The following is a 26,720-nucleotide window of genomic DNA, read 5'->3' as shown; positions in this document are numbered from 1 at the left end:
AGGGAGCCGAGCTTGTTGACGGCCGGGATGAGGGAGGAGGAGGCGCAGACCCGGGCCACCTCCTCGATGACGACGACCGTGGCCAGCGCGTCCGCACCCGCCCCGCCGTAACTCTCCGGGACGTGCACCGCGTGCAGGTCGTTTGCCACCAGCGCGTCCAGCGCCTCCTGCGGGAAGCGCGCCTCCTCGTCGACCGCCGCGGCGAACGGCGCGATCTTCGCCTCCGCCAGTGCACGTACCGACTCCCGGAGCATCTCGTGCTCCTCCGAGGGGCGGTAGAGATCGAACTCGGACACGGGATCCTCCTGGGGACACAGACTCAGTTCACGGCACTCAGTACCCCGTATTGTGCACATCTAGTTCCCTCCTACGGAAGTCCTGCCAGGAAGTGGAGTAAGTTCCTCCCATGACCGCAGACCAAGGCCCCGAGGAGACCGGCACGGAGGCGCGTCCGACCAGGGACGCCATCGTGACGGCGGCGTTCGAGCTCTTCGCCGAGAACGGCTACGAGGGCACGACCGTCGCCGACATCGTCACCCGGGCCGGCGTCGGACGCCGCTCCTTCTTCCGCTACTTCCCCACCAAGGAGGAAGTGGTCTTCCCCGACCACGAGGGCGCACTGGAGCGGATGGTGGAGTTCCTGCGGCAGGGGTGGCAGGACCCCGACCCCGTGCACCGGGCCTGCGAGGCGGCGCGGCTGGTGATGCAGATGTACGCCGCCGACCCGGAGTTCTCGGTCAACAGGTACGCGCTCACCCGTACGGTGCCCGCCCTCAAGGCGTACGAGAAGTCCGTGGTCTGGCGCTACGAGCGCGCGCTGGCCTCCTACCTGGAGAAGCGCTTCGCCGCCCTCCCGGACGGAGGCGCCCGGGCCTGCGCGGTGGCTGCCGGCGTCGTGGCGGCACACAACTACGGACTGCGCTCCTGGCTCCGCTCGGGCGCCCTGGGCGACGTGGCGGCCTGCGTGGACCAGGCCCTCGAACTCGTCAGGCGCACCTGGTCCCAGGCCGAGGAACCGATCGTCGTCATCGCGCGCAGCGGCACGCCGGCCTGGCGGATCGTCCAGCAGGTCGAAGCCGCACAGCGCGAGCATACCAAGGGTACTCAGGATCACACCTGACCGGAACTGAGGTCCCTGGTGGTCGCCTCGACCCCTGCGTCGTGAGACCTAGGACGATGGTTCGGCGGGCCGCCCGATGCACCGCGGCAGGGGGGATGGTCGGATGGCGGGGTGAGTGATGCAGCGAACGCACCCGGGTCGGCCGTCCGTCTCCGTCTGGCCAGGGAGGAGAACGTCTGGTTGTGCACCGTGCGTCCGGACGGCTCGGCCCACGTCACACCGGTCTGGTTCGTCCACCAGGGTTCGACGTGGTGGATCGGTGCGGATCACACCTCGGTCAAGGTGCGGAACATCCAGAAGGAGCCGCGTGTCTCCCTCGCCCTGGAGGACGGCCGGTCCCCGGTCGTCGCCGAGGGCGACGCAACGGTGATCCGGGGCGGGTTCCCCCGGGAGGTCGTGGCCGCGTTCGAGCGCAAGTACGGCTGGGACGTGTCCGCTCCCACTCGTCCGGGAGGCGAGCGCGTGCTCCTGGAAGTGCGGGTGCGCCGTTGGCTGCTGGCCGGGACGGCACAGTGAACGCTCGGCCTCCGGCAGTCGGGCGTGGCGGCCCGCGCGGCAGGCGTCGGTAGCCGGTCGGCCCCCTGACGCCCTCCCCGGCGCCGCCCCTTGAGGGGGGTGGGGCCGGGCGCGAAGGCCGGGGGCAGGTCGGGGGGCCGTGCGTGCGTGACCCGCAGTGTGACCCTTCGGTTCGGGGGGTGCGGGCTGTGGTCGCACCCGGCGCCGCGGCCCCCCACCCACCGTGCGCAGAGGGCCGGGGGTCAGGCCTCGCCGTTGAGCATGGCGGCGGTCAGGACGTTTCCGGCGACGCCCCAGCCGCCGTCGGCGACCTCGTCGACGAGTACGACGGTGGTGGGGCGGGCCCGCTCACCGTAGATCTCCGCGTACAGGTCGGTGGCGCGTTCGACGATCTTTCTCTTGTCCTCGGCGGTGACGGTGCCTGCGGGGACCTTGAAGTGGGCAAAAGGCATGGGTAGCTGCTCCTTGAGTTTTTTTCGTCCGTGGTGCACGCACGTGCGTGTCCGGGGAAGAGGGCCGGGGACGCCGTTGTCCGGCTGGTGACGGCGTGGTCCGCGACCGGCGTGGCGGGAGGTGACCGGCGGCGCCCGTGCGGTGCGGTGCGGGAAACCGCCGGCTGCGCCGGTGGCCTTCACGCCGTTCGACTGCGCCCCCGGACCACGCCCCCGGTTGGCGGGCAGGACCCGGCCGTTCACCAGGTGCCCTGCCGGACGGCCGCGTCGTGCGCGTGCTTCACCCGACGGCAGGCCCCTCCCCGGCGAGCCTGACGGAGTCCGCCCGGCCGGTACCGCGTGATCCGCCGGCGACGACACAAACACGCACGGACACCGGTGCAGGGGTGGGTGGTTCGTGGTCATGGCCTCCACGATGTGCGGCCCGGGCGGGCGGAACCAGGGGATGTCATCCCCTGGGTCGGCGGCCCGGCCGGTTGCAGAATGACAGGCATGGGTTCTGTGAAACACACCGAGCTGGGGGCTTTCCTGCGCTCACGGCGTGCCCGCATCCGCCCGGCCGACGTGGGGCTTCCCCACGGGCCCCGCCGCCGGGTGCCGGGGCTGCGCCGCGACGAGGTCGCCCAGCTCGCCGGCGCATCGGTGGACTACTACAACGAACTTGAGCGCGGCGCCGGGTCCCAGCCCTCCGAGCAGATGATCGCCGCGCTGGCGAGGGCCCTGCGCCTGACCGCCGACGAGCGCGACTACCTCTACCACCTGGCCGACCGCCCGGTGCCCGCGTCCGGGGGAAGCACCTCGCACGTCCACCCTGGCATGCTCGACCTGCTCGCCCGCCTGCCGTCGACACCCGCGCAGGTCATCACCGACCTGCACGTCACGCTGGTGCAGAACCCGCCGGCGGTGGCGCTGCTCGGGGACCACTCCGGCTTCCGGGGCGCCCGGGCCAGTTTCGTCCACCGGTGGTTCACCGAACCCGAGGCCCGGCGGCTCTATCCCGAGGCCGACCACGTGGGCCAGTCCCGGGCGTTCGTCGCCGACCTGCGGGCCGCCGCCGCCAGGCGGGACGCCAAGGACACCGAGGCCGGCTCCGTGATCAACGCGCTGCTCGACGCCTCCCCCGAGTTCGCCGCCCTGTGGGCCGACCACGACGTGGCGTTCCGCCGCGAGGACCGCAAACGTCTCCAGCACCCGGAGCTGGGCCTGATCGAGGTGAACTGCCTGAACCTGTTCAGCGAGGACGGCCGGCAACGGCTGCTCTGGTTCACCCCCGCGGTGGGCACCGCCAGCGCCGGCCTCCTCGACCTGCTCGCCGTCCTCGGCACCCAGGAGGTCACCGGTCCGACACCCTGACGGCCGCGCCGGCCACCGCGTCGGTCCGCGGTGCTGAGCAGGCGGCACCCGTCCGCGCGTGGGCTGCCGGTGGAACGACGCCCGGACGAGCTCTCACCGGGGCTGCCCGCCGGTCAGTCCCCGGGACGGGTGTCCCTACCGGCCATGAGCGCCTGGTGGCTGTGGCGGACGTGCTCGCGCATCACGCGTTCCGCGCCGTCGCCGTCCTTGGCGAGGAGGAGGCCGGGTACCCGGTGGTGCTCGTGGTCGGACTCGCTCAGTCGCCCCGGCCGGGCCAGGGAGGCGGGCGTAGGCGAGCTGGTTCATGAGCGTGCGGTGGTGCGCCTCGAGTGCGGAGTTGTCGGCTCCGACGACGATCAGGTCGTGGAAGGCACCATCGGGTCCGGGCGCGGGACCTCGGGGGTGGTCGGCCACCGCGGCGTCGAACTCGGACACCGCCCCCACCCAGCAGCCCGAGCGACGCCGGACCGTGCGTCGGCGGGACTGAACGCACTCGTGGCCAAGAGCAGTTGGGTACGACCTCCGGTCCCGGGGGCGCCCGGTGCGTATCGCTGCGTCTACCGGAAGCCGAGGCGCGGATCAGTACCGGTCAGCTCACTGCTGGCGGCCCACAGACGGGCAGCGACGGCTGGATCGGCCATGTGAGGGAGGACGGGTTCACGCCGCGGCACGCCACGCAGCCCGAAGACCCTCGGCCCCCACAGCTGCCCGCCCGCCACCTCCCCGTCGAGGACGGCGCGGACGACAGGCCAGGCTCCGGCGTCCTTGCCCTGCACCAGGAGCCCTGCGGGCAGAGCGCGCAGCCGCTCACCGGGGGTGGTCACGTGCACCGGCGGGCGGGACGGGGTGAGGGGGTCCAGCGCGCCGCCGGGGTGGGCCACCACGCTGAGCACCGTGCTCCCGGCGGCTCGCAGCCGGCGGTCGAGTTCGAAGCCGAAGCTCATCTGCGCCAGCTTCGACCGGCCGTAGGTGCGCTTGGGCCGGTAGTCCCGGGCCGACTGGAGATCGTCCGGGTCCAGGCGCTCGGACCGCGCCGCGAAGCTCCCCACCGTCACGATGCGGCCTGCCGGGGCCGCTGAGAGCAGGGGTGCCAGGGGTTGGGTCAGTGCGAAGTGGCCGAGGTGGTTGGTGCCGAACATCAGCTCGTGGCCGTCCCCGGTCCGCCGCCGCGGCCCGTCGTCCAGCGCGACCCCCGCGTTGTAGACGACCGCGTCGAGACGATCGACGTCCAGCCTGTCCACGGCGGTCCGCAGGGAGGACAGGTCGGCGAGGTCCAGTGGGAGGTGCCGCACCTGCGCGCCGGAGACACGCGAGCGGATGGCGGTCATGGCGGCGTCGGCCTTCACGGCGTCCCGGCTGCCGAGCACGACGGTGGCGCCGGCGGTGGCGAGTTGCTCCGCGACGAAGTACCCGATCCCGGCGTTGCCCCCGGTGACCAGGACGGTACTGCCCTCGGCAGACGGCAGCCGGTGGACGTCCCACGGCCGGCTCTGGGATGCGGAAGACACGATGACAGGCTCCTTGGGCTCGGGCGCCGGTACTCCTGGAGAGCACCGACCCGCCCAAGGTCGCAACCTCCACCGACAGGGCGCCGACAGATCACGGCCCCCACCGACAGCTTCCGACATTCGCCGGACAACTGCGGCTTCCTGCGGGCCACTCCCGCCGCACCACTCCGACCGGCCCGCAGGAATGGCCCGACGGGTGGTCCGGCGGGCTGCTGCGCACCGGTGCCGGTCGGGAGGGGCGGGACGTGGGCGTCGCGGACGGCGCCGATCAGACGTCCGGGGTGTGCTGGTGGATGCACTGCTGGTCGTTCGGCTTGACGATCTTCCAGACGCCGATGAGCGGGATGACGCCGTACACCGACTCGTTGGGACGGCCGCAGGCGGCGAGGTGCGGGGTTTTCCCGATCATTCCCAGCAGATAGGTCGGGTCGAGGTAGTTCAGCAACGCATAACCACCGCCGCACTCCTGTGGAATCACGTACCACACCTGGGCCTTGGCTTCGTCGGTGCCCTCGGTGACAGCCACCTTGGGCTTCCAGATGATGCCGTTGGCGATGTCCGCAGGATTGGCGCTCATGTAGCGGTCCGCCGGAAGGTTTCCGGCGCCGTCCTGCAGCAGGTTCTCGAAGCTGTAAAGATTGTTGCCCTCGTGGTTTCCCTCCAGGTGCATACGGAAACGGTGGCTGCGGTCGGCGCTCGCAGCCACCTTGTCCGGGACCACCTGCAGGTCACCGGAACGCTTGGCGTATCCGCCGGTCACCTGGTGCACGAGCATCACCGGGTCCTTGTCCACGACGGAACTGACGACGGCGTCCAGGGTATTGGGGTGCATGGCGCTCCTCCTCGGATTTCGACTGTCCGGGTTTCCGGCACGGTGCGGCCCGCATACGCACGACGGGCGAATTTCGCGGGATTCTTTCGACGCAACGGACCGAATGCGTCGCGATGACGGTTTCGCGACCGGTCGAAACGTGTCGACCTTCCGTGTTATTTCCGCTGCCCCGGGACCGAACCTGCATTTTTCCCCGCTTCACTCAAAAGTGCCGGGAAAATGATGCGGAGTAGGCAGGCGGTGGCCTCTGTGGTTCCCGGGACCTGAGGGGGTGCAGAGCCGGCGGTGGGGGCGACGGGCGGGAGAGGACGGCTGCCGCGGAGGGGCGCCGGCTCGGGCATCAGGCACCGACCCTGCGGCCACCGTGCGGCCAGGGGCCGGGCGGAGGCGCAACCACTGTGCGCAGCGGGCGCCGTGACCGGCTTTCGAAGAGCGCGAGGATGCGGGAATCCCCGCCGCGGCCCGAGCACCGTACTGCACGTCTGCCGACGTCCCGGGCCGCCACGGCACGGCCGGTCTGCGGTCAGCCACCGCAGACCGGCCGGTGCGTCAGCGCAGTGTGCTGCCGAACAGCGCCTTGGTCGCGGTGGCACCGAGGTCGGCGGGGCCGAACGCGGTGGCGCCGGTGGTGGTCAGGCCGGACGCCGTGCCGTTGAAGGACCACAGCGCGCCCGCGGAGTCGTTCTCGGCGCTGGAGGAGACCGCGATGTCGCGGTGGCCGTCCCCGTTGGTGTCGGCGAGCGTGCAGGCGGCCCCGAACTTGTCGCCCGTCTCGGCCACCCCGGGCACTCCCGCGGTGTTCTGGTGCACCACCTGGCTGCCGGAGCCGGTGACCCCGGTCGACGTGCCGTGCAGCAGGGCGAAGGAACCGGCGTTGGTGAGGCCGCTGAAGTCCTCGCCGCTGATGCCGAGGAGGACATCGGCCTTGCCGTCGCCGGTGACGTCGGCCACCGAGACACAGGAGCCGACGTCGTCACCCTTCTCCTGGGCGCCGTAGAAGCCGGGCAGGGTCTGGTCGAAGGTCTGCTCGCGGTCCTGCTTCGGATAGTCGGCCGACCCGAAGTCGATGGTGACCTTGGACGTGGCGTCGTTGGCGCCGACGACCACGTCGTCGTACCCGTCACCGTCCACGTCGCCCACGCCGACCGCTCCGCCGTAGCCCTCGGTCGTGGCGTGGGTGAAGCCGTCCGGGCTCCCGAGCAGGACATGGTTCTGCCACATGCCGTCGCCGTCGTAGACGCCTGCGACGATGTCCTCGCGGCCGTCACCGTTGACGTCCCCGGTGGCCTTGGCGATGACCGGGCCGGCTACGGAGTGCGGGCCGTTGATGCAGGAGTCGTCGTCGGCGCAGGCCGCGCCGTTGTCGTCGTAACCCCACCACTCCGACTTGTCCAGGAAGTTCAGCTTCCCGGCCGGTTGCCCGGTCGTGCGCGAGACCGGGCCCTTCCACAGGGCCGCGGGCTGGGCCGGCGGGTCGTCGCCGTAGCTGCCCGGGTCGCCGAAGAGGGCGAGGTCGGCCTTGCCGTCACCGTCGAAGTCGCCGACGGTCGGGGTCTGGCCGTACCCCTTGATCTCGGTGCCGCCGGTCAGCCCCGTCGGAGAACCCCACAGGATGACGCTGGACAGGCCGGCCTTGCCCGAGCCGATCACCAGGTCGCTGTAGCCGTCGCCGTCCAGGTCGCCCTTGCTGAAGGCCGAGCCGAACTGCTCCTTGGCGGCGGCCGTGCCCGGAACGCCGCTGGTGGAACGGGAGAGGATCGACTTGTGTGCGGGCGAGAGGCCCGAGGCCGAGCCGTAGGTCACCACGACGTACCCGGCCGTCGCCTTGCCCGAGACCGTGCCGCCCGGAGCGCCGGCGACGACGTCGGCGTAACCGTCACCGTTGAAGTCGTCGGTCTTCGCCGCCTGCCCCTTCGCCGCCTTGGCACTGGCCGCGGAGGGGCTCTGGGCCGGGTGGCCGGTCGCGGCGAAGGCAGGGGTGGCGGCAAGCGCCCAGGCGCTCAGTCCGCCGGCTGCCAGAAGCGCGGCGGCGGCGCGGGCGCGGCGGGCACCGCCGGATTTCCGGGACACGCGAGGACCGGTTCCAACTGAACTTCGTATGTGCGTCATTGCTCTTTCCTCCGGTCGTCGGTCCTTGTTCACCACCGAGGACACGCAGGACGCGGCAGTTGGTTGCATCGTCCATCGGATTCGGCGGGCCGCGAGCCGGGTGCCGCGGGACCCAGGTGTGTTGTCCCGGCCCCGCGGCGGAGCGGGAACCGGCTCTTCCGACCGCGGGGACCCCGATCAGGTTGGAGGCCGGCAGAGATGCCGCTCACGGTCGCCCGGAATGACCGGAGCCGCCAGGTGCACACAGGGCCCCTTTGCTGCTTTGGCACGGATATTTGCGGTTTCCTCAGAGCGGCCGCACGGTGTGTGCATGACCGAAAACGTGAGTGTCGACGAGTTCGACGTCGTGGTCGTCGGCGGTGGTGTCGCGGGGTTGTCCGGTGCTCTGACGCTGGCCCGCGCCCGCCGCTCGGTGATCGTGGTGGATGCCGGGGAGCCCCGCAACGCTCCGGCTGCCAGAGCGCACGGCTTGCTGTCACGGGACGGGACACCGCCCCTGGAACTGCTGCGCGCGGGGAGGGACGAGGTGGCCTCCTACGGCGGCAGGCTACTGTCCGCACGTGCGGTCTCGGCGACGCGCACGGCGAGTGGCTTCGCCGTCAGGACCGACACCGGTGACGTGGTGCGCGGGCGGCGGCTGCTGGTGACGACGGGGCTGGTGGACGAACTCCCGAAGGTGCCCGGCCTGCGGGAGCGGTGGGGTCGGGATGTGCTGCACTGCCCGTACTGCCACGGCTGGGAGGTGCGCGACCGGCCGATCGGCGTGCTGGGCACGAGTGCGCTCTCGGTTCACCAGGCCCTGCTGTTCCACCAGTGGTCCGCGCAGATCACCCTGTTCGTGCAGTCCGGTGTACAGCTCGACGAGGAGCAGGCGGAGCGCCTGGCCGCACTCGGCATACGGGTCGTTCGGGGTGATGTGACCGGTGTGGACGTCGTGGAGGACGCCCTGGCCGGTGTTCGCCTTGCCTCCGGGCAGCGGATCACGGTCGAGGCCCTGGTGGTCGCGCCGCGTTTCACGGCCCGGAGCGCGCTGCTGGAGCAACTCGGCGTCGGGACGGCGGAGCACCCCGCCGGCATGGGGACCCTCGTCCCGGCCGGGCCCGGTGGCAGGACCGCGGTGCCCGGGCTCTGGGTGGCGGGCAATGTGACCGACCTGGTGGCCGCTGTCCCCGCGGCCCAGGCTGCAGGTGCGGGGGCCGGCGCGGCGATCAACCTCGACCTGGTGGAGGCCGACGCCGACGCAGCCGTGGCCCGGCACCGATCCGCCGCCGAAGGCATCTGCAGCGCGACTGCCGAGGCCGAGGTCTGCGAGCGGCTCCAGGGCAGCCGACGGCACGGTCTCGACTCGCTGCTCGCAGCCGAAGGCGACCCTGCCTGACTGCCGGCGGACGGTACCCCATTAGGCCCGGGGCGTCACCCGGCGGAACTCCCGGCGGTGCGCCACCCTTAACCGCGCCGGGCCCAGGCGGTCAGGAGCGCCGCACCGGCAGTCACCGGTGAACTGTTCGGCGTGCCCGTATGCGCACCGCCCTCCGCCACTCCCCCCGGTCTGCGGTCTGCGGTCTGCGGTCTGCGGTCTGCGGTCTGCGCCACGACGACTCCCCCACCACGACAGCCGGTTGATCACTCCGGAGTGCCGGCCCGCGCCAGGCGCACGCCTGCCGATGGTATGGACCTGCCGTCGTCCCTTGGCTACTGTCCGCCTCACGTCGCCTGCGGGCGCGTACCGGCTCGGCTGTTCCATCCCACTCGTCAGGAACACAGAGAGGCCACTCCGTGAGACCTTCCACAGTGTTACGCACAGCGCTCACCACGCTCGTCCTGGCCGGGAGCTGGGCGGTGACCGGGGCCGGCGCGTCGGCCGACGCCTCCGTCTCCCCCTCCCCCGGGTCCACCGCCGCCTCCTCATCGGACGAAGCTCCCGCATCGGCCGGGCTGCTGTCCGCCCTGCAGAAGGACCTGGGCCTGACGAAGGCGCAGGCAAGGGCTCGCCTCGCGGCGGAGAAGACCGCCGTCAAGGTGGAGAAGAAGGCCCGTACCGCGGCCGGGTCGGCCTACGGCGGCTCCTGGTTCGACCAGAACAGCGGCACCCTGACGGTCGCCGTCACCGACGCCGGCAGGGACGCCGCCGTCCGGGCGACGGGCGCGACGGTGCACCGGGTGCGGTACAGCGCGGAGCGGCTGGACGCCGCCAAGGCGCGGCTGGACAGGCTCAGTGCCCCGGCCGGTGTCGCGAGCTGGGAGGTCGACCCGATGACCAACCGGGTCGTCGTCGACGTGGTCTCGGCGCACAAGTCCGACAACGATGTCCGCGACTTCGTGGCCCGCGCCCGCGCGGCGGGACCGGTGACGGTCCGGGAGACCCGTGGAACGCCGCACACCACGGCCGCGGGCACGGTCGGCGGCGACCCGTACTACACGGGCAACGTCCGTTGCTCCATCGGCTTCTCGGTGAACGGCGGGTTCGTCACCGCGGGCCACTGCGGGCAGACCGGCGCGTCGGTGAGCGGCTGGGACGGTTCGTACATCGGCAACTTCCAGGGGTCGACCTTCCCCGGCAACGACTACGCGTGGGTGAACGTCGGCAGCGGTTGGTGGACGGTACCGGTCGTGCTCGGCTGGGGCACCATCTCCGACCAGCTGGTCCGCGGCTCCAACGAGGCACCCGTCGGCGCCTCCATCTGCCGCTCGGGCTCCACCTCGCACTGGCACTGCGGGAACATCCAGGCCAAGAACGTCACCGTCAACTACAGCCAGGGTGCGGTGTACTCGATGACCCAGACCAGCGTCTGCGTCGAGGGCGGCGACTCCGGCGGTTCCTACATCAGCGGTGACCAGGCGCAGGGGGTCACCTCGGGCGGATCCGGAAACTGCACCAGCGGCGGCCAGTCCTTCTACCAGCCCCTCAACCCGATTCTCAGCCACTACGGGCTGACCCTGCAGACGTCCTCCTGACCTCCCCCCGATCCCGACCTCGGCGCCCCGCCGCACCCGTGAGAACCGACCCGGCCCACTGCCGGCGCGGACCGGGCGCGGTGGCGGCCGTCCGCTCGTCGGCCACCGCCCGCCCCGCAGGGGTGAGTTCAGGCGCTGGGTACGGCGAGGCGGTGAAGGGGCGACCCGGCCCCTTCACCGTCAGGGCGGCACTGGCGCGGCCCCCCACAAGGCCAGACCACAGCAGACGATCACATAGATGCTGAACACGGAACAGACACCCAGAACCCCCCACAGAACTGCTCTGAGCCCTCTGCGCATGAGGCGACTCCTCGGAAAGGCGGTACCCGGGCAAGGTTCCTACCGCACATCGGCCCGCTCGGCAGGGGGGTGGCTGTCACGGGAGGCGGGTTCGGGCAGTGGCCCGTCTTCCCGGCAGGCAACGGAAGCGGCAGCGCCCGGCCGCGTCACCGGCGGACTCCGCCGCTCGGGCCCGGTCCCCGTTCCAGGGACTCGGCCGAAGTCGCTGGTCAACCAGCGTTCGATGGAGGTGTAGGGAAATGTGCGGGGCCGGTGGGTACCGGCCACCGGCGAGATGTCGGTGATCCGGTCGAGGCGGAAGGTGCGCCAGTCGTCCCGTTCGACGTCGAACGCCACGAGGTACCAGTGACCGGCGCGGAGGAAGTGGCGGTACGGCTCGACCAGACGGGTGGAAGGCCGGCCGTGCCGGTCGAGGTAACGGAACCGGAGCCTGCCGTCCTCGGCCACTGCGTCGGCTATCACGCCGACGGTCGCTGCCGTGACCACGGCGCCGGGCTGCTGCAGCACCTCGGTGGCGAGGTCGATCGCGGCTGCGCGGCGACGCAGGGGGCGGGGCAGGACTTGGTCGAGCTTGAGCAGGGCGCTCGCCGTGACCTCCTCCTCGGGGAGCCAGGCACGGATCAGGTGCAGGCCGGCCACCAGCGCGGTGATCTCGTCGGCGGTGAACAGCAACGGCGGAAGCCTGCCCCCCGGCCTCAGCCGATAGGCGCTGCCCGGCCCCGGACGGGCCTCGACCGTGTACCCGAGCCGGCGCAGCCGCTGGATGTCGCGCCGTGCGGTGCGGACGCTCGTACCGAGGCGTGCGGCCAGGTCGGTGGCCGTCCACTCGCCACCCGACTGCAGCAGGGTCAGGGTTCTGGTCGTCGGGGTCGGGTCCATGCCCTCAGCCTCGCAGGAGAGGAGGACAGGTTCAGGCCGCCTCTGCGCCTAACCTGAGGCCGACGCACCGAAGGAGAGGGAACATGCAGATCGCTGTCACCACCCCGACCGGCAACGTCGGCCGCCACGTCGTCGCCGGCCTGGTCCGCGCCGGCGTCCGCCCGCGTGTCCTGCTGCGCGATCCCGACCGGCTCGCCCCCGGCATCAAGGACGAGGTGGATGCCGTGCAGGTCGACCAGTACGACGCCGACGCGGTGGCGGCGGCCACCGAGGACGTCAGCGCACTGTTCTGGGTGGACCCGACCACCGGCAGTGAGGACCCCCTCGCCGACTACGCCCGTGCGACCCGCAGCGTGGTCCGCGCCGTCACCCGGAACCGGATCAGCCGCGTCGTCTTCCTGAGCAGCGTCGGCGCCGAGAAACGTCACGGTGCCGGCGAGATCGACGGACTGGCACACACCGAGACGGCCCTGGACGGTATCGGCGTCGACGTCACGCATCTGCGTTGCGGTTACTTCTTCACCAACCTGGAACTGCAACTCGACGCCCTGCGAGCGGGCACCCTCCAGGTGGTCCTTCCCCTCGACCAACCCATGGCCTGGGTGGCGCCTCGCGACATCGCCGAGGTGGCCGTCGCCCGGCTGCTTTCCCCTGCCTGGTCCGGGCGGTGCGTGCAAGCGGTGCACGGCCCCACCGACCTCACCTGGGAACAGGTCGCCGGGATCCTCACCGCCGCGACCGGCCGGCGGATCGACGTCCAACGGATCACCGACGACGCCATGCGCGCCCAGCTTCGCCAGGCCGGCATGACCGACGGACTGGTCGAGGCCGTGCTGGGAATGTCGACCGGGCTCCGCGAGGACTTCGTGCCCGAACAGCGCCGGACCGTCCGGACCACCACCCCGACCACCCTCGCCGCCTGGGCCTACGACCGCCTCCGACACCAGATCACCGACGCGTCGTGAGTGTCCCGGACCGGTACCGGGACGCCGCTCCCGCACGGCAGGGGCCGGCTGCGAACGGGGCCGCCCTACGGAGCGCCCGGCCTGCGGAGGCTTCGGACGCCCACCGGGACGCTTGCGGGAACCGCCCACCCCCGACAGGAGGTCATGTCCGGCATGAACCTGGAGCACGCGCCGACAACCGAGTCCACCAGCGACGCCACCCCCGACGCCCGACCCGGCTGCGCCCCTGACCGCCCGTTCCGCGTACGGCTCACCGTCCGCCACGCAGACCTGGACACCAACGGCCATGTGCGGGGCTCGGCTTATGTGGACTTCGCCGACCACGCGCGGTGGGCCTGCCTGCAGGAAGCCGGGGTGGACCCGGTGGAGATGTCCCGGTCCGGGCTGGGCCCCGTCAACCTGAGAACCACCATCGACTTCCACCGGGAGCTGCGCGCAGGCGACGAGTCCGTCGTCACCTGCACGTTCACGTACGAGGGGGGCGAGAAGAAGACCGGCCGCGCGACCCAGGAGCTTCGTCGCACCGACGGCACACTGGTCGCCACGGTGGAGAGCGTCTTCGGGCTGCTCGACCTCACCACCCGTCGCCTCGTGCCCGACCCGGCCTCGCACTGGCGCCGGTTGGCGACCACTCCCTGCCTGCTGGGCGCGGACTGACCCGGGTTTCGTGGCGCCCGTCCCCCGGCCGCGCTTCCACCTTCCCAGCAGGCGGTCCGTGCGTGATCGCGGGCGTCCCGCCCGGACCGGCCCCTCGCTCCACCCGGTGCCCACCGGCGAGACCCCCGCGACCCGTTGCTCGCCGCACACCGACGGCTCGGCTGCCCCGTCGCCGGTGTCCGGGGCCGCAGCGACCGGCCCCGGCAGGCTCCGGCCCTACTTGACCTTGTCCACGAACTCCGTCGTGTAGGTGCCGCCGAGGTCGATGGTGGCGTTCTGGAGGTTCGGATTGAACGCCTTCAGGACGCGCTGCACGGTTGCGGGACCGTCCGCGGGCATCCGCCCGTCCTTGGTGAACATCGGCAGCGTGTTGCTGATGGCCTGGGCGTAGAGCGCGGCTCCCCCCTGGGCGTAGTCGGCCGGCATCTTGGCCGCGATCTCCTTCGCGTCGTGCTGGGAGATCCAGCGCAGGGTGCGGACGAAGGCGTCGGCGAGCTTCTGGGTGGTGTCCTTGTGGGACTTCACCCAGGCCGTGTTCATGTAGAGACTGGAGGACGGGTACAGGCCGCCGAGCGCCTTCCTCGACCCTTCGGGCGTGCGCATGTCGACGAGGATCTTCCCGATCTTCTTGTCGAGGATCTGGGCGACGGTCGGGTCCGTGGTCATGCCGCCCTGGATGGACCCCTTCTGCAGCGCGGAGATGAACGTCTGCCCAGCCCCCACCGCGACGTTGGTGAACTTGTCCGTCGCCACCCCGCTGTGGACGGCGAGGTACTTGGTCAGGAAGTCGGTGGACGAACCCAGGCCGGTGACCCCGAGCTTCTTGCCGGCGAAGTCCTTCGGTGAGGTGAGGCTCCCGGCTGCCTTCGCGGAGACGACCTCCACCTCGCCCGGTGTCTGGGCCAACTGCACCACCGACTCGACCTGTTTGCCCTTCGTCTGCAGGTCGAGGGTGTGGTCGTAGAACCCCACGACGCCCTGGACGTTGCCGGCCACCAGCGAGGTGGTGGCGTCCACCCCGGCCGGTTCGGTCAGCAGCTCCACGTCGAGTCCCGCGTCCCGGAAGTAGCCGAGCCGCTGGGCGAGCATCGCCGGCAGGTAGATGACCTTGTCGATCCCACCCACCATGATCTTCACCTTCTCGCCGTGCCCACTGCCGCCGCCGCTCGCGTCGGAGGAGGAGACCTCGTCGGCACAGCCGGTGAGGGCGGCGAGGGTCAGCAGGGCGGCTGCGGTGGTGGTGAGCCGGACGGTGAGTGAGTGGCGCTTCATGTCGGTTTCTCTCCTTCGCGGACAGTGGCGGTGGGGCCGGTTCAGTGGGAGTCGGGAGCCGCCGGCTTCCAGCGGAAGAGGCGTCGCTCCAGGAAGGTGAGGAGCCCCTCCGCCAGGAGTGCGACGACTGCGAGGATGACCATCGCGGCGTACACACCGGCCGAGTTGAAGGTGCCCTGGGAGGCGGAGACGAGCAGACCGATGCCCTTCGTCGCGCCGATGTACTCGCCGACGATCGCGCCGATCAGGGCGAAGCCGAAGCTCACGTGGAGGCTGGTGAAGATCCATGACGTGGCTGCCGGGATCACCACCTGCAGGGTCACCTGGCGATCGCGGGCCCCGAGCACGCGGGCGTTGTCGATCAGCCGCCGGTCCACCTCCCGCGCTCCCTGGAAGGCGTTGAAGAACACCGGGAAGAAGACGAGCACCACCGCGGACGCGATCTTCGATGCGGGCCCGAGCCCGAACCAGATGAGGAAGATGGGCGCCAGCACGATGCGGGGAAGTGCGTTGAGCACCTTGATGTACGGGCCCATGACGTCCGCGAGAAAGCGCACCCGCCCCAGCGCGATACCCAGCACCACGCCCACCACGACGCCGGCGACCCAGCCCAGCAGCGCCTCGTACAGGGTGTACCAGATCTGCTCGGCCAACGATCCCTGCGCCGTGCCGTGCAGGGTCCACTGCTGGATCTGCTCCCAGATCCGGGAAGGCATCGAGAAGTTGAACGGGTCGATGACCCCCGTCCGGGAGAACCACTCCCACAGCCCCAGGACGCCGACCAGCAGCAGGGCACGCGTGCCGAGCACGAGGGCACGCCGCCGGCGGGCCAGGCGGGTGCGTTCCTGAGAGCGTTGTTCCTTGGTGACGGGCCTGTACAGCGCGGTGGTGGTGTCAGGCGACACGGTCGGCTCCCCTCTCACGCGTGATGCGCACCTCTTCGCCCAGCGACGACCAGATCTCGCGGTAGATCTCCACGAACCGCGCGTCGAGACGGATTTCCTCCACCGTGCGGGGCCTGGGCAGGTCGATCTCGAACACTTCCTTGACGGTGGCCGGGCCCGCCGTCATGACCACCACCCTGTCGGCGAGCGCGATGGACTCCTCGAGGTCGTGGGTCACGAACACCACCGACGAGCCGGTGCCGGACCAGAGGTGCAGGAGTTCGTCGGACATCAGGGCGCGGGTCTGCACGTCGAGGGCGGAGAACGGTTCGTCCATGAGCAGCACCGCGGGATCGTTGACGAAGGTCGCGGCCAACGCGACGCGCTTGCGCTGCCCACCGGAGAGCTGGTGGGGGTACCGGTCCTCGAAGTCGCTGAGGCCGACCTTCGCCAGCCACTCCCGGGCGCGCTCCCGGGCGTCGGCCTTCGCGACCCCTCGGAAACGCGGCCCGGCCATCACGTTCGACAGCACGGTCCGCCAGGGAAAGGTGGCGTCCTGCTGGAAGACGAACCCGACCTGTTCACTGATGCCCCGCACCGGCTTCCCGCCCAGCAGGACTTCGCCCTCCGTCGGTTCCTCCAGACCGCTGACGAGCGTCAACGTGGTCGACTTGCCGCATCCCGTCGGCCCCACGACGGCGACGAACTCGCCCGGTCGGACGATCAGGTCCAGCTCCCGCACCGCGGTGTGCGCGACACCCGACGGTGTGCGGAAGACCTTGCTCACTCCGCGGAGCTCAATGGCTTGCCCGCCTGCGTGGCTCTTCATGAGGCGGCACACTAGGGAGATGGCGCCCGGCCCCGGAAGCTTCCGCCCGCAACCGGCGATTGTGCTCGTTGCGGTGGGTTCTGCCGATTGTGCCGACGCCGCGGGCAACTCAGTCGCCTCCAGGGCTTCCGGCCCCACATGCCGCCCGTTACGGTGCGTTCACCCCGGTGGAACAAGTGGCCGCCGGGGATCGTCCCCGACGGCAGGAGTGCTGTGGCCCGCTTGCACTTCGGCTGGCCCCGACGCGTCTTCGCCCAGGTGCTCGCCGCCCAACTGCTCATCACCACGGGCGTACTGCTGCTCCTGACCGGCCTCTTCCTCCAGCCGCTCCGCGCCCAGCTGGACGACGAGGCCGAGCACCAGGCGCTTGCCATCGCCCAGACCACCGCGGCGGACCCCGACATCGAACGGGGCGTGACGCACAGCGAGCCCCTGCCGAGCGGCCCTGTCCAGCAGCAGGCGGAGCGGACCAGGGCGGCCACCGGCGCACTCTACGTCGTGGTCATGGACCGGCGAGGCGTGCGCTGGTCCCACACCGACGCGTGGCGCGTGGGCCACCGGGTCTCCACCGACCCCAGCGCGGCCCTGCGCGGGAACATCGTCCTCCAGGTGGACCGCGGAACCCTGGGCGTCTCCGCACGCGCCAAGGTGCCGCTGCGCACACCGGCGGGTACGGTCATCGGTGCGGTGTCGGTGGGCATCGCCTACTCCGGCATCCACGATCGGCTGCTGGCCGCGCTGCCGGGACTGCTGCGTTACGCAGGCGCCGCCATGGCCGTCGGCGCCTGCGCCGCCTCGATCGTCGCCCGCGTGCTGCGCAAGCGCACCCACGGCGTGTCGGTCGGGGACATCTCGGCGTTGCTGGCAGAGCGGGACGCCATGCTGCACGCGGTGCGGGAAGGGGTCCTCGCGCTGGACCGGGAAGGCCGGGTGCGGCTGGTGAACGACGAGGCCGCCAGACTCCTGACGCTGGGAGACCGCGTCGAGGGGCAGAGTCTCCAGGACGTCCTGCCGGCCGGCAGGTCCCGCGACGTCATCGGCGGTCAGGTCGCGGGCCGCGACCTGTTGACGGTACGCGGCAACCGGGTCCTCATCGCCAACCGCATGCCCACGCACGACGGCGGCTCGGTGATCACCCTCAGGGACCGCACCGAGGTGGAGCTCCTCGGGCGGGAACTCGACTCCACCAAGGGCTTGCTGGAGGCCCTGCGGGCCCAGGAGCACGAGTTCGCCAACCGCCTGCACACCGTCCTCGGCTTCCTGGAACTGGACATGACCGAACGCGCCAAGTCCTACGTGTCCTCACTGACCTCCGCACGCAGGTCCAGCCGGGAGGAGTTCACCGAGCGCATCGGCATCCCGCTGGTCTCCGCTCTCCTGGTCGGCAAGTCGGCGGTCGCGGCGGAGCGCGGGGTGCGGCTGCAGCTTTCCCCGGCCACCTGGCTGCCACCCGGAGTGATCGACCCGTCAGACGTGGTGACGGTGCTGGGCAACCTCATCGACAACGCCGTCGAGACCATCGGTGGAGGCCGCGTCCCCGAGCCGACCGTCGAGGTGGAGATCGTCTCCGAGGGAGGCACGGTGACGGTGCGGGTCAGCGACAACGGACCAGGTGTGCCCACGGAACTCCGTACCCGCATCTTCGAGGAGGGGTGGAGCACCAGGGACACCCCCGGCAGGCGCGACCGCGGTCTCGGACTGGCACTGGTGAAGAGCCTCGTCGAGCGCTACGGAGGGGATGCCCGGGTGGACTCCCGCGCCGGCGGCGGAGCCCTCTTCACCGTCACCTTTCCCGAAGTCCTCGCCACCGACGGGCAGGTGGCGGCCGACAGGCCGTGGCAGGAGTCGCTGACGTGATCGATGTACTGGTGGTGGACGACGACTTCCACGTGGCCGAGATCAACGCGGCCTACGTGGACCGGCTTCCGGGGTTCCGCACCGTGGGCGTGGCACACAGTGCGGCGCAGGCTCTCGCGGACGTCCAGCGGCACAACGTCGACCTGCTGCTCCTCGACCACTACCTGCCCGACCTCACCGGGCTGGACCTGGTGGGCCGACTACGTCAGGCGGGCCACCGGGTCGACGTCATCATGGTGACCGCGGCCCAGGACGTCGAGACGGTCGAAGCCGCACTGCGCAACGGGATCCTGCACTACCTGGTCAAGCCGTTCACCTTCGACGGTCTGCTTTCCAAGCTGGGTGCCTATGCCGAACTGCGGCGGACGCTGCGGGACGTCGGCGACGGCACGACGACGGGGCAGCGGCAGGTGGACCAGATCTTCGGCGCCCTCAGGGCCGTCACCGACGTGGCGCCGGCCCCCTCCAAAGGCTGGTCCGGGCCGACCGTCGACCTCGTCCTGCGCATCGTGGGAGCGGCGGACCGGCCCCTCTCCGCCCAGGACATCGCCACCGAGGCCGGCATCAGCCGGTCAACCGCCCAGCGCTACCTGCGGTACCTGGAGGAAAGGGGCGCCCTACGGCTGACCCTGCGCTACGGCGACGCCGGACGCCCGGAGCACCGCTACGCCCGCATCAGCGGTCCGCGTTGAGGCGGCTGCACTGCAGGCACGCCAGTCGGCGGCCGACCCGGCGACCGCCTCAGCTCGGTGACGGCGCAGTAACCCTTGCCGGGGTCGAGGAGACGATCTAGCCTCACGCGCGGCGTCTGACAACGATGTCCATGGGTGGCAACACGGCGGGAGCGGTATGCAGTCAACGCGATACGCACCAACCCGGAGCGGCTCGAGAGCACGGCGGCTGAGAGACCGACTGGGGGCGGCTGTGCTCTGCATGGCCCTCGCTGCCGCGGGCTCCGCGGCCGTGGCCCCGGTGAGCGCGAGCGCCGCCACGCAGCCGGCTGCGGTCTCCGACGTACGGCCGCCGGCGGGGGCGGATCTGACGAAACTGGTCAATCCCTTCATCGGGACCGAGAACGAGGGACTGGACTTCCCCGCCGCGGGCGCACCCTTCGGCCTGGTGCAGGAGAGTCCGCTGACGAGGAGATCCGGCGGCACCGGGTGTGACACCGAGTCCGCGGACACGGTCGTCGGGTTCAGCCAGACGACGATCAACGGGTGCCGGTTCAACTACCTGCCGATGATGCCCACGACCGGCGCCGTCAGCTCGACCGACCCGGCGCAGTACGCATCGGCCTTCAGCCACGCGAAGGAGACCACCGGCCCTGACTACTACCGGACGAAGCTCGACCGGTACGGCGTGACCGTCGGGCTGACGGCGACCGCGCGGACCGGGTGGCAGAAGTACACCTTCCCACGGACCAGTCAGGCGAACGTGCTGTTCAACGCCGGTGCGGGCGTCACCGGTTCGGAGATCCACCTGGTCGGCAACCGGACGGTCGAGGGGTGGGTGGAGGACTCGAAGAAGACCTGGTTCGTCGCGGAGCTCAGCCGGCCGTTCACGTCGTACGGCACCTGGAAGGGCACCGATCGGAGCCCGGGCTCACGCGAGTCGGCCGCCAAGGGCTCCAACGGAGCGTGGGTGTCCTTCGACACGACGAAGGACGACACCCCCGTGGTCGCGAAGGTGGGGCTCTCCTTCACCGGACCCGACGGCGCCCGGAGGAACCTCTCGGCGGAGACGGGGAAGCTCGGATTCGACTTCGACGCCGCACACCGGGCGCTGAAGGGGCAATGGAACACGATGCTGCACAAGGCCGCGATCGGTGGCGGTACGCACGACCAGCAGGTGGCGTACTACACGGCGCTGTACCACTCGCTGCTCGATCCGAACATCATCGGCGACGTCGACGGCCGCTACGTCGGGGCCGACAAGAAGGTCCACACCGCCGGCGACTACACCCCCTACAGCAACTTCTCCCTGTGGGACACCTACCGGACGCAGAACCAGCTCCTGGAGATGCTCGTTCCCGAGGTGGCGCACGACGTCGACATGTCGATCCTCGCGGTGGCCCGGGAGGGCGGCGCACTGCCGCGCTGGTACCTGGAGGACCAGGAGGGCAACATCATGACCGGCGACCCGGTCACACCGTTCCTGGTCGAGGGCTGGTCGAAGGGGCTGCTGACCGGGGCGGACGCCCGGGAGGCCTACGGGTTCCTGCGGGCGAACGCGACCGAGGTGCCGCCCGCCGGCGTCCGTGAGAACGGCCGGGCCGGCGCCGCCTACTACGCGGCCCGCGGGTACATCCCCTACGGCCTCAACATCAAGCCGAGCGCCGACTGCGACGAGGGAGCGAGCGGCACCTGCTGCCCCACCAGGACGAACGACAACGACTGCTACTACGGAACGTCGGCCACGCTGGAGTACGCAGCAGCCGACGCCTCGTTGGCACTGATGGCCAAGGGGCTGGGCCACACCTCGGACGCCGCGATGTTCGCCAGGCGCGGCGAGTCGTACAAGAACGTCTTCGACACCCGGATCAAGCAGTTCCGACCGCGTACCGCGGCCGACGGTACCTGGCTGGCCCCGTACGACCCGGTCACCAGCGACCACGCCTTCCACGAGCAGAACGCGAGCCAGTACCAGTGGATGGTGCCCCAGGACCCGGCGGGGCTCGTCGGCATGCTGGGGGGCAGCGAGGCGACGACCAGCCGGTTGAACGAGTTCTTCGCCTACGACGACCTCCTCACCGACCCGGCGGGGACCGCGCACACCGCCTGGGTCAGCGACCCGTACGACTACTACGGCTCCACGAAGTACAACCCGAACAACGAACCGAACCTCATCGCGCCCTACCTGTACGCGTGGACCGGGCAGCCCGGCAACACCGCGACGGTGGTCAGGGCGCAGGAGAGCCTGTTCACGAACAGTCCCGGCGGCATCCCCGGCAACGACGACATGGGCGAGATGTCCTCCTGGTACGTGATGTCGTCGCTGGGGCTCTACCCCACCACCAGCGGCGGCAACTTCGACGTCCTCACCACTCCGCAGTTCCCCTACGCCCAGGTGCGGATCGGTGACTACGGGAAGACCCAAGGCGGCACTCTGACGATCTCAGCGCCGGGCACCAGCATGGCCAACCGTTACGTCGCCTCCGCGACGGTGAACGGCAGGGCCTGGGACAGGGCATGGGTCCACCAGGCCGACATCGCCCACGGCGGACACATCGACTTCGCCCTGAGCACCGAACCCACCCCGTGGGCGACGGACGCGAAGGACGCCCCGCCGTCGATCGACACGACGCCGGATCCGCAGCGCCGGCTCAGCGCCGACGTCACACCCGACCATGTCGTCACGGAGGCCGCGGCGGGCCACCCCGCGCAGCAGCAGGTCGGCCTGACCCTGCTGGCCACCACTGCGCACACCGCGCGGGTCGCCGTGACCGCGAAGGCCCCCAAGGGGTGGTCGGTCTCGCCGGCCCGCACGACGGCGAAGGCCGACTCGCACGGGCTCCCCGCCCAGATGGACGACCGGCTGCGGATCACCGTGCCGGCCGGAACCACAGCAGGCACCTACCGGGTGTCGGTCACCGCGAAGCTCCCCGGAGCGGCTCCGGTCGAGAAGACCGTCACCGTCCTCGTCCAGCACTCCGCGCGATGCGCGATCCGGACGAGCGCCTCGTGCGCCGTCGACCTGAACGAGGCCTACAACACCGACGGCGTCGCCACGCTCGCCGCACCGGGCCAGGGGGACTTCGACGGCACCGGTCTGAGCTACGCCGCCGACCAACTGCCCGCGCCGGGACCGGTGACTCTCGGCCAAGTGACCTACCAGGCACCTCCGACCTCCGGCACCAGCCGCAACTTCGTCAGGTCCACCGGGCAGGCGATCGCCCTGCCCTCCGGCCACTACGGCAGCCTCCACATCGTGGGCGCCTCCGACAACGGCAGTACCGGTGCCGCGTCGGCCACCGCCGTCGTCACCTACACCGACGGCAGCACCGCGACGGTTCCGCTCGCCCTCACCGGCTGGACGAACAAGGCACAGGATTTTGACAACACCGTCGCTTGGAAGACCGATTACCAGCTCAAGGCCGGAACCGGGAAGACCACCACCGGGGCGTCGCTCTACGAGGCGACCGTCCCGCTGGAGCCCGGCAAGCGGATCCGGTCCCTCTCCCTGGCGACACCGTCCGTGCCGGCCTGGGTCGCCCCGGGCTCCGGAGGACTCGACTGGCAGCGCAACAGCGACCTCGAGATCTACGCGATGACCCTGCAACGCTGACCGTCGTCCTCACCCCTGCCCCACGGGGGCACCGCGATCGGGGGGAGGCCCGGGCCCACGAGCCCGGGCCTCCCCCTGATCGGCGCGCGGCGGGTGCGGTTCCCGGCTCGGCGGCGATGGGTGGCTGCCACTCGGGCGGGACGTTCGCGCCGCGCACGTGTCGCCGCCTTCACCCGTGCCGGCGCCGTACGCCCGTCAGGCACTGCCGCAGCAGCCGCGCAGGCGCTGGACCGATCCGGAACCCTTGCCGGGAGGAGTTGCCGCCCCGGGCGGTTGCTCCCCGAGGCGGTCAGCGTCCGGTGAGGCGGGCCGTCAGACGGGACAGCAAGGCGACGGACTCGCCCAGTCTGCGTTGCTCCTCGGGGCCGAAGGTCTCGCGGATTGCGGCACCCAGGGCACCCGCGCGGCGGGCGCGTTCCCGCTGGAGGCGGGCGCGGCCGGCGTCGGTGAGGTGCAGCAGGAGCTTGCGGCCGTCCTCGGGGTGCTGCTCGCCGCGGACCAGGCCGGCCGCGGAGAGGTCCTTGACCGACTTGGCGGCCGACTGGTGGGTGACGCCCCGCAGGCGGGCGAGGTCGGCCGTGGTCAACGGGCCGCCGCGGTCGAGGTGCCCGAGGACCGCAGCCTCGCCGGGAGGCATCGAGTCCACCGCGCGCACCGCCCGGACCAGCTCACCGACCGACTGCCGCAACTCCTCGGCCAGCGCGTCCTCATCCATGGAGCCATCCTAACCGGCCCCCGGAACACAGTTGTACAGTTGAGTTGTACAGATAGGCTGTGCAACTGTGGTCAAGTCAAGGCTGGAGGACGTGTCGGTCATGGAGCTCACCAAGTTCGGCCATGCATGTGTGCGACTCGAGAAGGACGGGCGCCGCCTGGTCATCGACCCGGGCGGCCTGAGTGACCCGAGGGCGCTGGAAGGCGCCGACGCCGTGCTCGTCACCCACGAGCACTTCGACCACTTCTCGGAGGAGCTGCTGCGCCGGGCAGCCGCGGCGCACCCGGGCCTGCGCATCCGGACCACCCCCTCCGTCGCGAAGCAACTGGACGGTCTCGGCCCGCAGGTGGCCACCACCGGGGACGGGGACGCCTTCTCCCTCGCAGGCTTCGACATCCGGGTCCACGGGGCCTGGCACGCGGTCATCCACCCCGACGTCCCCCGCATCCCCAACATCGGCTTCCTGGTGGACGAGACCCTCTTCCACCCCGGTGACGCCCTGACCGTCCCCGGCACTCCGGTCGACACCCTGCTGCTGCCCGTGCACGCCCCCTGGTCCACCGTCGGCGATCTCATCGACTACGTGCGCGAGGTGGCTCCCCGCAACGCCTGTGCCGTGCACGACGGCGCCCTCAACGACATCGGCAGCGCGATGGTCGAAGGCTTCCTGGGCGCGCAGGGTCCCGGGGTGCCGGCCCGCTACCACCGGCCGGCCCCGGGCGCGAGCATACGCATCGGCTGAGGCCCTGTGGCGCCGGGATCACGCGACCTCCGTCCCGGTGCCCTCCCGCGCCACCCGCCGGGGCGGGCGTCCAGGGCTGCGCCGGGCCTCCCGGGGCCGCGGTCGGTCCTGGCCGGTTGCCGGAAGGCCGTACGGCGGGAGTGGGGCGGCGCCGAGGGAGCCGGGCGGTGCGGGCGGCCGGGCCTCAGTGCTCGTCGGTGGAGTGCGGGTTGGCTGCCGCGCCCTCGGTGTTCAGCAGGACGGCCACCGGGTCCGGGCCGAGCCCGAGTGCCGTGCGGCGTGCGTCGGCGCCGGGGCCGGTGAGCGCGGTGCGGACGCCGGCCAGGGCGGCGGCCCCGCAGGGGCCCGAGGAGAGACCGAGCGCCGCGAGGTCACCGGCCGCGCGAGCGCTGTCGGCATCAGCCACGAGGACAGCGGCATCCAGACCGTTCTTCAGGTGAGGCCAGGCGATGCTGGACGGGGTGCCGCAGTTCAGTCCGGCCATGGTGGTCTCGCCGGTGGTGACGCTGACGGCCTCACCGAGGCTGAGGCTTCTCAGGACGCAGGCCGCAGCCTCCGGCTCCACCGACAGCAGCGCCGTGGCCCGCCCGGAGGGGCGGCTGCGGTAGTGGGTGACGACGGCCTGGGCCAGCGACCCCACCCCCACCGGCACGGCGACCAGGTCGGGCCCGGCGACGATTCCTCCGGCCCCCAGTTGCTCGTCGATCTCGGCGCAGAGGGTGGAGTAGCCCTCGACGATCCAGGCGGGGATCTGCTCGTACCCCGGCCAGGCCGTGTCCTGGACGAGGACCGCGTCCGGTGCCGCAGCCGCCTCGGCCGCCAGGCGCACGGCCTCGTCGTACGCCCCGGTGACCTGGGTGACCTCGGCGTGCTCGGCGGCGATGGCCGCGGCGGCACTCGGATGCACGCCCTGCGGGACGAAGACGTGGGCGCGCCGGCCGAGCAGCCGGGCCGTGCGGGCCACGGCCCGGCCGTGGTTGCCGTCGGTGGCGGTCACCAGCGTGACCTGGCCCGACGCCCCGCGCGCCGTACGCTCGGCAAGCGTGCGGTGCACCGCCCAGGTGGCGCCCAGCGCCTTGAACGCGGGCAGTCCCAGACGGCGCGACTCGTCCTTGACGAACACCCGCCCGACACCCAACTCAGCGGCTATGGAGGGTACTTCGACCAGCGGAGTGGGGGCGTAGTGCGGCAGGGAGGCGTGGAAGTGGCGCACCTCGGCGCAGACAGGGGGGCAGGTCCAGGCGCGGGCGGCGGGCCGCGCGTACCACGTCGCGGTGGGCAGGGGGGCAGCTTCTTCCGTCACGTGATCAGGGTGCGGCCCTACCTCGTTGCGGGTCCAGCGGGCGGAGGGGACTGCGCCGAGGTGTCCGGAGTCGGCCGGGCGGTCATTGCAGACCGGTGAGGGCCTGCAGCAGGAGACTGGTCCCGGAGACGACGAGCCACAGGGTGCCGCCCAGGAGCAGCGGGCGCGGGCCGGCGCGCCGCAGGCTGCGGATGTCGGTGGAGAGCCCGATGGCGGACAGCGCCATGGTGATGAGGAACGCGGACACCCCGCCGAGCGCGCCGTGGGCGGCCTGCGGGACCAGTCCGAGGGTGTTGGCGGTGGCCGTCAGCAGGAACCCCACCAGGAACCAGGGCACCAACGACCGGACGCGCACCGGCTGCCCGCCGGTGGTCTGCGCGTGGGATCGGCGGGCCCTTCGCTGCGCGAGGGCGAACAGGGCCAGGCTCACGGGGATGATGAGCAGGGTCCGGGTGAGCTTGGTGACGACTGCGCAGGCGCCCGCTGCGGTGCCGTACGTCGCCGCTGCGGCGACCACCGAGGACATGTCGTTGACGGCTGTGCCGGCGAACAGGCCGAACGCGTGCTGGCTGAGGCCGAGGAGGTGGCCGACCAGGGGGAAGACGAGCACGGCCGCGACGTTGAAGACGAAGATGGTGGAGACGGCGTAGGCCACCTCCGTCCCGACGGCGCCGACGACCGGGGTCACTGCGGCGATGGCGGACGCGCCGCAGATGCCGGTGCCCACCCCCACCAGGGTCGTCAGACGGTCCGGGATCCGCAGGCGGCGCCCGAGCAGGAAAGCAGCGATCGCGCACACGGCGAACGTGCCGAGCAGGACGGGAAGCGACTGCGTGCCCGCCCGGGTGATCTGCCGGAGGGACAGGTTGGCCCCCATCAGCACGACGGACACCTGGAGCACCGTCCTGCCCGCTGTGGTGATGCCCGGCCGGAGCCGCTCTCCCGGCCCGGTCGCGACAGCCAGGAGGGCGCCGATGACGATGCCGGACACGGGGCCGCCCACCACGGGGAGCTGCTGCCCCACGAGGGTCGCCACCCCGGCGACGGCACCGCACACCACCAGTCCGGGAAGACGCGAGGAGAGATCGCGCAGGGGCCCGGCCAGCACGGTCAGGGAAGTCCGGTGGAGACATACCTTGCTCATGGGAAGGACTCTGCCGCCTCACCGGCGTGACCTGTAGCCGCCGA

The 26,720-nt window shown here is 71.5% G+C and carries 24 protein-coding genes; 11 read left to right on the top strand and 13 right to left on the bottom strand.

Going from position 1 to position 26,720, the window contains the following annotated elements:
• Positions 1–254: acyl-CoA dehydrogenase family protein (locus tag ACFV3R_RS17465; RefSeq protein WP_385582870.1), on the bottom strand; the 254-nt coding region annotated here is incomplete at its 3' end.
• Between the two features lie 152 nt (positions 255–406).
• Here ACFV3R_RS17465 and ACFV3R_RS17460 point away from each other — a divergent pair.
• Both ACFV3R_RS17460 and ACFV3R_RS17455 read left to right on the top strand, forming a co-directional pair.
• Positions 407–1,120, top strand: coding sequence for a TetR family transcriptional regulator (locus ACFV3R_RS17460; protein WP_385582850.1), 714 nt, complete (start codon positions 407–409; stop codon positions 1,118–1,120).
• Between the two features lie 111 nt (positions 1,121–1,231).
• On the top strand, positions 1,232–1,636 hold the full coding sequence (locus ACFV3R_RS17455) for a pyridoxamine 5'-phosphate oxidase family protein (RefSeq protein WP_385582847.1): 405 nt from the start codon (positions 1,232–1,234) through the stop codon (positions 1,634–1,636).
• A gap of 242 nt (positions 1,637–1,878) precedes the next feature.
• On the opposite strand, the gene ACFV3R_RS17450 is transcribed toward ACFV3R_RS17455, so the two are convergent.
• A complete protein-coding gene (locus ACFV3R_RS17450; RefSeq protein WP_385582844.1) occupies positions 1,879–2,088 on the bottom strand; it encodes a 4-oxalocrotonate tautomerase family protein in 210 nt (69 codons plus the stop codon).
• Between the two features lie 483 nt (positions 2,089–2,571).
• Here ACFV3R_RS17450 and ACFV3R_RS17445 point away from each other — a divergent pair, with 483 nt between their 5' ends.
• The gene (locus tag ACFV3R_RS17445; protein WP_385582841.1) at positions 2,572–3,441 is read left to right on the top strand and encodes a helix-turn-helix transcriptional regulator; all 870 of its coding nucleotides are present in this window, start codon (positions 2,572–2,574) and stop codon (positions 3,439–3,441) included.
• Between the two features lie 113 nt (positions 3,442–3,554).
• On the opposite strand, the gene ACFV3R_RS17440 is transcribed toward ACFV3R_RS17445, so the two are convergent.
• From ACFV3R_RS17440 to ACFV3R_RS17425, 4 genes are all read right to left on the bottom strand, one after another.
• On the bottom strand, positions 3,555–3,701 hold the full coding sequence (locus ACFV3R_RS17440) for a hypothetical protein (RefSeq protein WP_385582867.1): 147 nt from the start codon (positions 3,699–3,701) through the stop codon (positions 3,555–3,557).
• A 297-nt stretch (positions 3,702–3,998) separates the two neighbouring features.
• On the bottom strand, positions 3,999–4,949 hold the full coding sequence (locus ACFV3R_RS17435; RefSeq protein ID WP_385582837.1) for an SDR family NAD(P)-dependent oxidoreductase: 951 nt from the start codon (positions 4,947–4,949) through the stop codon (positions 3,999–4,001).
• Positions 4,950–5,217: 268 nt separating this feature from the next.
• Complete coding sequence (locus ACFV3R_RS17430; protein ID WP_385582834.1) at positions 5,218–5,781, bottom strand: hypothetical protein; 564 nt, start codon at positions 5,779–5,781, stop codon at positions 5,218–5,220.
• 549 nt (positions 5,782–6,330) lie between these two features.
• Positions 6,331–7,890: an FG-GAP-like repeat-containing protein gene (locus tag ACFV3R_RS17425; RefSeq protein WP_385582831.1), complete on the bottom strand. Its 1,560-nt coding sequence runs from the start codon at positions 7,888–7,890 to the stop codon at positions 6,331–6,333.
• 310 nt (positions 7,891–8,200) lie between these two features.
• On the opposite strand from ACFV3R_RS17425, the gene ACFV3R_RS17420 reads away from it, so the two are divergent.
• Positions 8,201–9,268 carry an NAD(P)/FAD-dependent oxidoreductase gene (locus ACFV3R_RS17420; protein WP_385582828.1) on the top strand — a complete coding sequence of 356 codons (1,068 nt, stop codon included), beginning with the start codon at positions 8,201–8,203 and terminating at the stop codon, positions 9,266–9,268.
• A 398-nt stretch (positions 9,269–9,666) separates the two neighbouring features.
• Positions 9,667–10,845, top strand: a complete 1,179-nt coding sequence (locus ACFV3R_RS17415; protein WP_385582825.1) for a S1 family peptidase — start codon at positions 9,667–9,669, stop codon at positions 10,843–10,845.
• Positions 10,846–11,184: 339 nt separating this feature from the next.
• Here the strand turns inward: ACFV3R_RS17415 and ACFV3R_RS17410 are convergent, their stop codons facing one another.
• Positions 11,185–12,024 carry a helix-turn-helix transcriptional regulator gene (locus ACFV3R_RS17410; RefSeq protein WP_385582822.1) on the bottom strand — a complete coding sequence of 280 codons (840 nt, stop codon included), beginning with the start codon at positions 12,022–12,024 and terminating at the stop codon, positions 11,185–11,187.
• 83 nt (positions 12,025–12,107) lie between these two features.
• Between ACFV3R_RS17410 and ACFV3R_RS17405 the strand changes: the two genes are divergently transcribed.
• Both ACFV3R_RS17405 and ACFV3R_RS17400 read left to right on the top strand, forming a co-directional pair.
• Positions 12,108–12,989, top strand: coding sequence for an NAD(P)H-binding protein (locus tag ACFV3R_RS17405; protein ID WP_385582819.1), 882 nt, complete (start codon positions 12,108–12,110; stop codon positions 12,987–12,989).
• 144 nt (positions 12,990–13,133) lie between these two features.
• A complete protein-coding gene (locus ACFV3R_RS17400) occupies positions 13,134–13,646 on the top strand; it encodes an acyl-CoA thioesterase (RefSeq protein WP_385582816.1) in 513 nt (170 codons plus the stop codon).
• A 216-nt stretch (positions 13,647–13,862) separates the two neighbouring features.
• On the opposite strand, the gene ACFV3R_RS17395 is transcribed toward ACFV3R_RS17400, so the two are convergent.
• From ACFV3R_RS17395 to ACFV3R_RS17385, 3 genes are read right to left on the bottom strand one after another with little or no spacing between them, the layout of a single operon-like run.
• Positions 13,863–14,918: an ABC transporter substrate-binding protein gene (locus ACFV3R_RS17395; RefSeq protein ID WP_385582813.1), complete on the bottom strand. Its 1,056-nt coding sequence runs from the start codon at positions 14,916–14,918 to the stop codon at positions 13,863–13,865.
• Between the two features lie 41 nt (positions 14,919–14,959).
• Positions 14,960–15,823, bottom strand: a complete 864-nt coding sequence (locus ACFV3R_RS17390; RefSeq protein WP_385582809.1) for an ABC transporter permease — start codon at positions 15,821–15,823, stop codon at positions 14,960–14,962.
• The gene (locus tag ACFV3R_RS17385; RefSeq protein WP_385582807.1) at positions 15,813–16,631 is read right to left on the bottom strand and encodes an ABC transporter ATP-binding protein; all 819 of its coding nucleotides are present in this window, start codon (positions 16,629–16,631) and stop codon (positions 15,813–15,815) included. The genes ACFV3R_RS17390 and ACFV3R_RS17385 overlap by 11 nt, the downstream gene beginning before the upstream one ends.
• Positions 16,632–16,844: 213 nt before the next feature.
• Here ACFV3R_RS17385 and ACFV3R_RS17380 point away from each other — a divergent pair, with 213 nt between their 5' ends.
• The 3 genes from ACFV3R_RS17380 (at position 16,845) to ACFV3R_RS17370 (ending at position 22,772) form a co-directional block, all read left to right on the top strand.
• Positions 16,845–18,488, top strand: coding sequence for an ATP-binding protein (locus ACFV3R_RS17380; protein ID WP_385582804.1), 1,644 nt, complete (start codon positions 16,845–16,847; stop codon positions 18,486–18,488).
• Complete coding sequence (locus ACFV3R_RS17375) at positions 18,485–19,180, top strand: response regulator (RefSeq protein WP_385582801.1); 696 nt, start codon at positions 18,485–18,487, stop codon at positions 19,178–19,180. The genes ACFV3R_RS17380 and ACFV3R_RS17375 overlap by 4 nt, the downstream gene beginning before the upstream one ends.
• Positions 19,181–19,421: 241 nt before the next feature.
• Complete coding sequence (locus ACFV3R_RS17370; protein ID WP_385582798.1) at positions 19,422–22,772, top strand: GH92 family glycosyl hydrolase; 3,351 nt, start codon at positions 19,422–19,424, stop codon at positions 22,770–22,772.
• A 289-nt stretch (positions 22,773–23,061) separates the two neighbouring features.
• Here the strand turns inward: ACFV3R_RS17370 and ACFV3R_RS17365 are convergent, their stop codons facing one another.
• Entirely contained in the window at positions 23,062–23,487 is a 426-nt protein-coding gene (locus tag ACFV3R_RS17365) for a MarR family winged helix-turn-helix transcriptional regulator (RefSeq protein ID WP_385582795.1), read from the bottom strand.
• Positions 23,488–23,587: 100 nt separating this feature from the next.
• On the opposite strand from ACFV3R_RS17365, the gene ACFV3R_RS17360 reads away from it, so the two are divergent.
• Positions 23,588–24,229 carry an MBL fold metallo-hydrolase gene (locus ACFV3R_RS17360; protein ID WP_385582864.1) on the top strand — a complete coding sequence of 214 codons (642 nt, stop codon included), beginning with the start codon at positions 23,588–23,590 and terminating at the stop codon, positions 24,227–24,229.
• A gap of 184 nt (positions 24,230–24,413) precedes the next feature.
• Here ACFV3R_RS17360 and ACFV3R_RS17355 read toward each other — a convergent pair whose 3' ends face one another.
• Positions 24,414–25,532, bottom strand: coding sequence for a diaminopropionate ammonia-lyase (locus tag ACFV3R_RS17355; protein WP_385582792.1), 1,119 nt, complete (start codon positions 25,530–25,532; stop codon positions 24,414–24,416).
• Between the two features lie 82 nt (positions 25,533–25,614).
• Entirely contained in the window at positions 25,615–26,676 is a 1,062-nt protein-coding gene (locus ACFV3R_RS17350) for a YeiH family protein (RefSeq protein WP_385582789.1), read from the bottom strand.
• Positions 26,677–26,720: the final 44 nt, after the last annotated feature.

Origin of the sequence: Streptomyces sp. NPDC059740, assembly GCF_042733155.1 — a bacterium.
GTDB lineage: Bacteria > Actinomycetota > Actinomycetes > Streptomycetales > Streptomycetaceae > Streptomyces.
This window is presented reverse-complemented; position numbering and strand designations above follow the sequence as displayed.

Excerpts from the sequence above, each read along its gene's own strand:
- ACFV3R_RS17460 (WP_385582850.1), top strand. The coding sequence starts at position 407 with ATGACCGCAGACCAAGGCCCCGAGGAGACCGGCACGGAGGCGCGTCCG.
- ACFV3R_RS17450 (WP_385582844.1), bottom strand. The coding sequence starts at position 2,088 with ATGCCTTTTGCCCACTTCAAGGTCCCCGCAGGCACCGTCACCGCCGAG.
- ACFV3R_RS17445 (WP_385582841.1), top strand. The coding sequence starts at position 2,572 with ATGACAGGCATGGGTTCTGTGAAACACACCGAGCTGGGGGCTTTCCTG.
- ACFV3R_RS17430 (WP_385582834.1), bottom strand. The coding sequence starts at position 5,781 with ATGCACCCCAATACCCTGGACGCCGTCGTCAGTTCCGTCGTGGACAAG.
- ACFV3R_RS17425 (WP_385582831.1), bottom strand. The coding sequence starts at position 7,890 with ATGACGCACATACGAAGTTCAGTTGGAACCGGTCCTCGCGTGTCCCGG.
- ACFV3R_RS17420 (WP_385582828.1), top strand. The coding sequence starts at position 8,201 with ATGACCGAAAACGTGAGTGTCGACGAGTTCGACGTCGTGGTCGTCGGC.
- ACFV3R_RS17410 (WP_385582822.1), bottom strand. The coding sequence starts at position 12,024 with ATGGACCCGACCCCGACGACCAGAACCCTGACCCTGCTGCAGTCGGGT.
- ACFV3R_RS17405 (WP_385582819.1), top strand. The coding sequence starts at position 12,108 with ATGCAGATCGCTGTCACCACCCCGACCGGCAACGTCGGCCGCCACGTC.
- ACFV3R_RS17400 (WP_385582816.1), top strand. The coding sequence starts at position 13,134 with ATGTCCGGCATGAACCTGGAGCACGCGCCGACAACCGAGTCCACCAGC.
- ACFV3R_RS17395 (WP_385582813.1), bottom strand. The coding sequence starts at position 14,918 with ATGAAGCGCCACTCACTCACCGTCCGGCTCACCACCACCGCAGCCGCC.
- ACFV3R_RS17385 (WP_385582807.1), bottom strand. The coding sequence starts at position 16,631 with ATGAAGAGCCACGCAGGCGGGCAAGCCATTGAGCTCCGCGGAGTGAGC.
- ACFV3R_RS17370 (WP_385582798.1), top strand. The coding sequence starts at position 19,422 with ATGGCCCTCGCTGCCGCGGGCTCCGCGGCCGTGGCCCCGGTGAGCGCG.
- ACFV3R_RS17365 (WP_385582795.1), bottom strand. The coding sequence starts at position 23,487 with ATGGATGAGGACGCGCTGGCCGAGGAGTTGCGGCAGTCGGTCGGTGAG.
- ACFV3R_RS17360 (WP_385582864.1), top strand. The coding sequence starts at position 23,588 with ATGGAGCTCACCAAGTTCGGCCATGCATGTGTGCGACTCGAGAAGGAC.
- ACFV3R_RS17350 (WP_385582789.1), bottom strand. The coding sequence starts at position 26,676 with ATGAGCAAGGTATGTCTCCACCGGACTTCCCTGACCGTGCTGGCCGGG.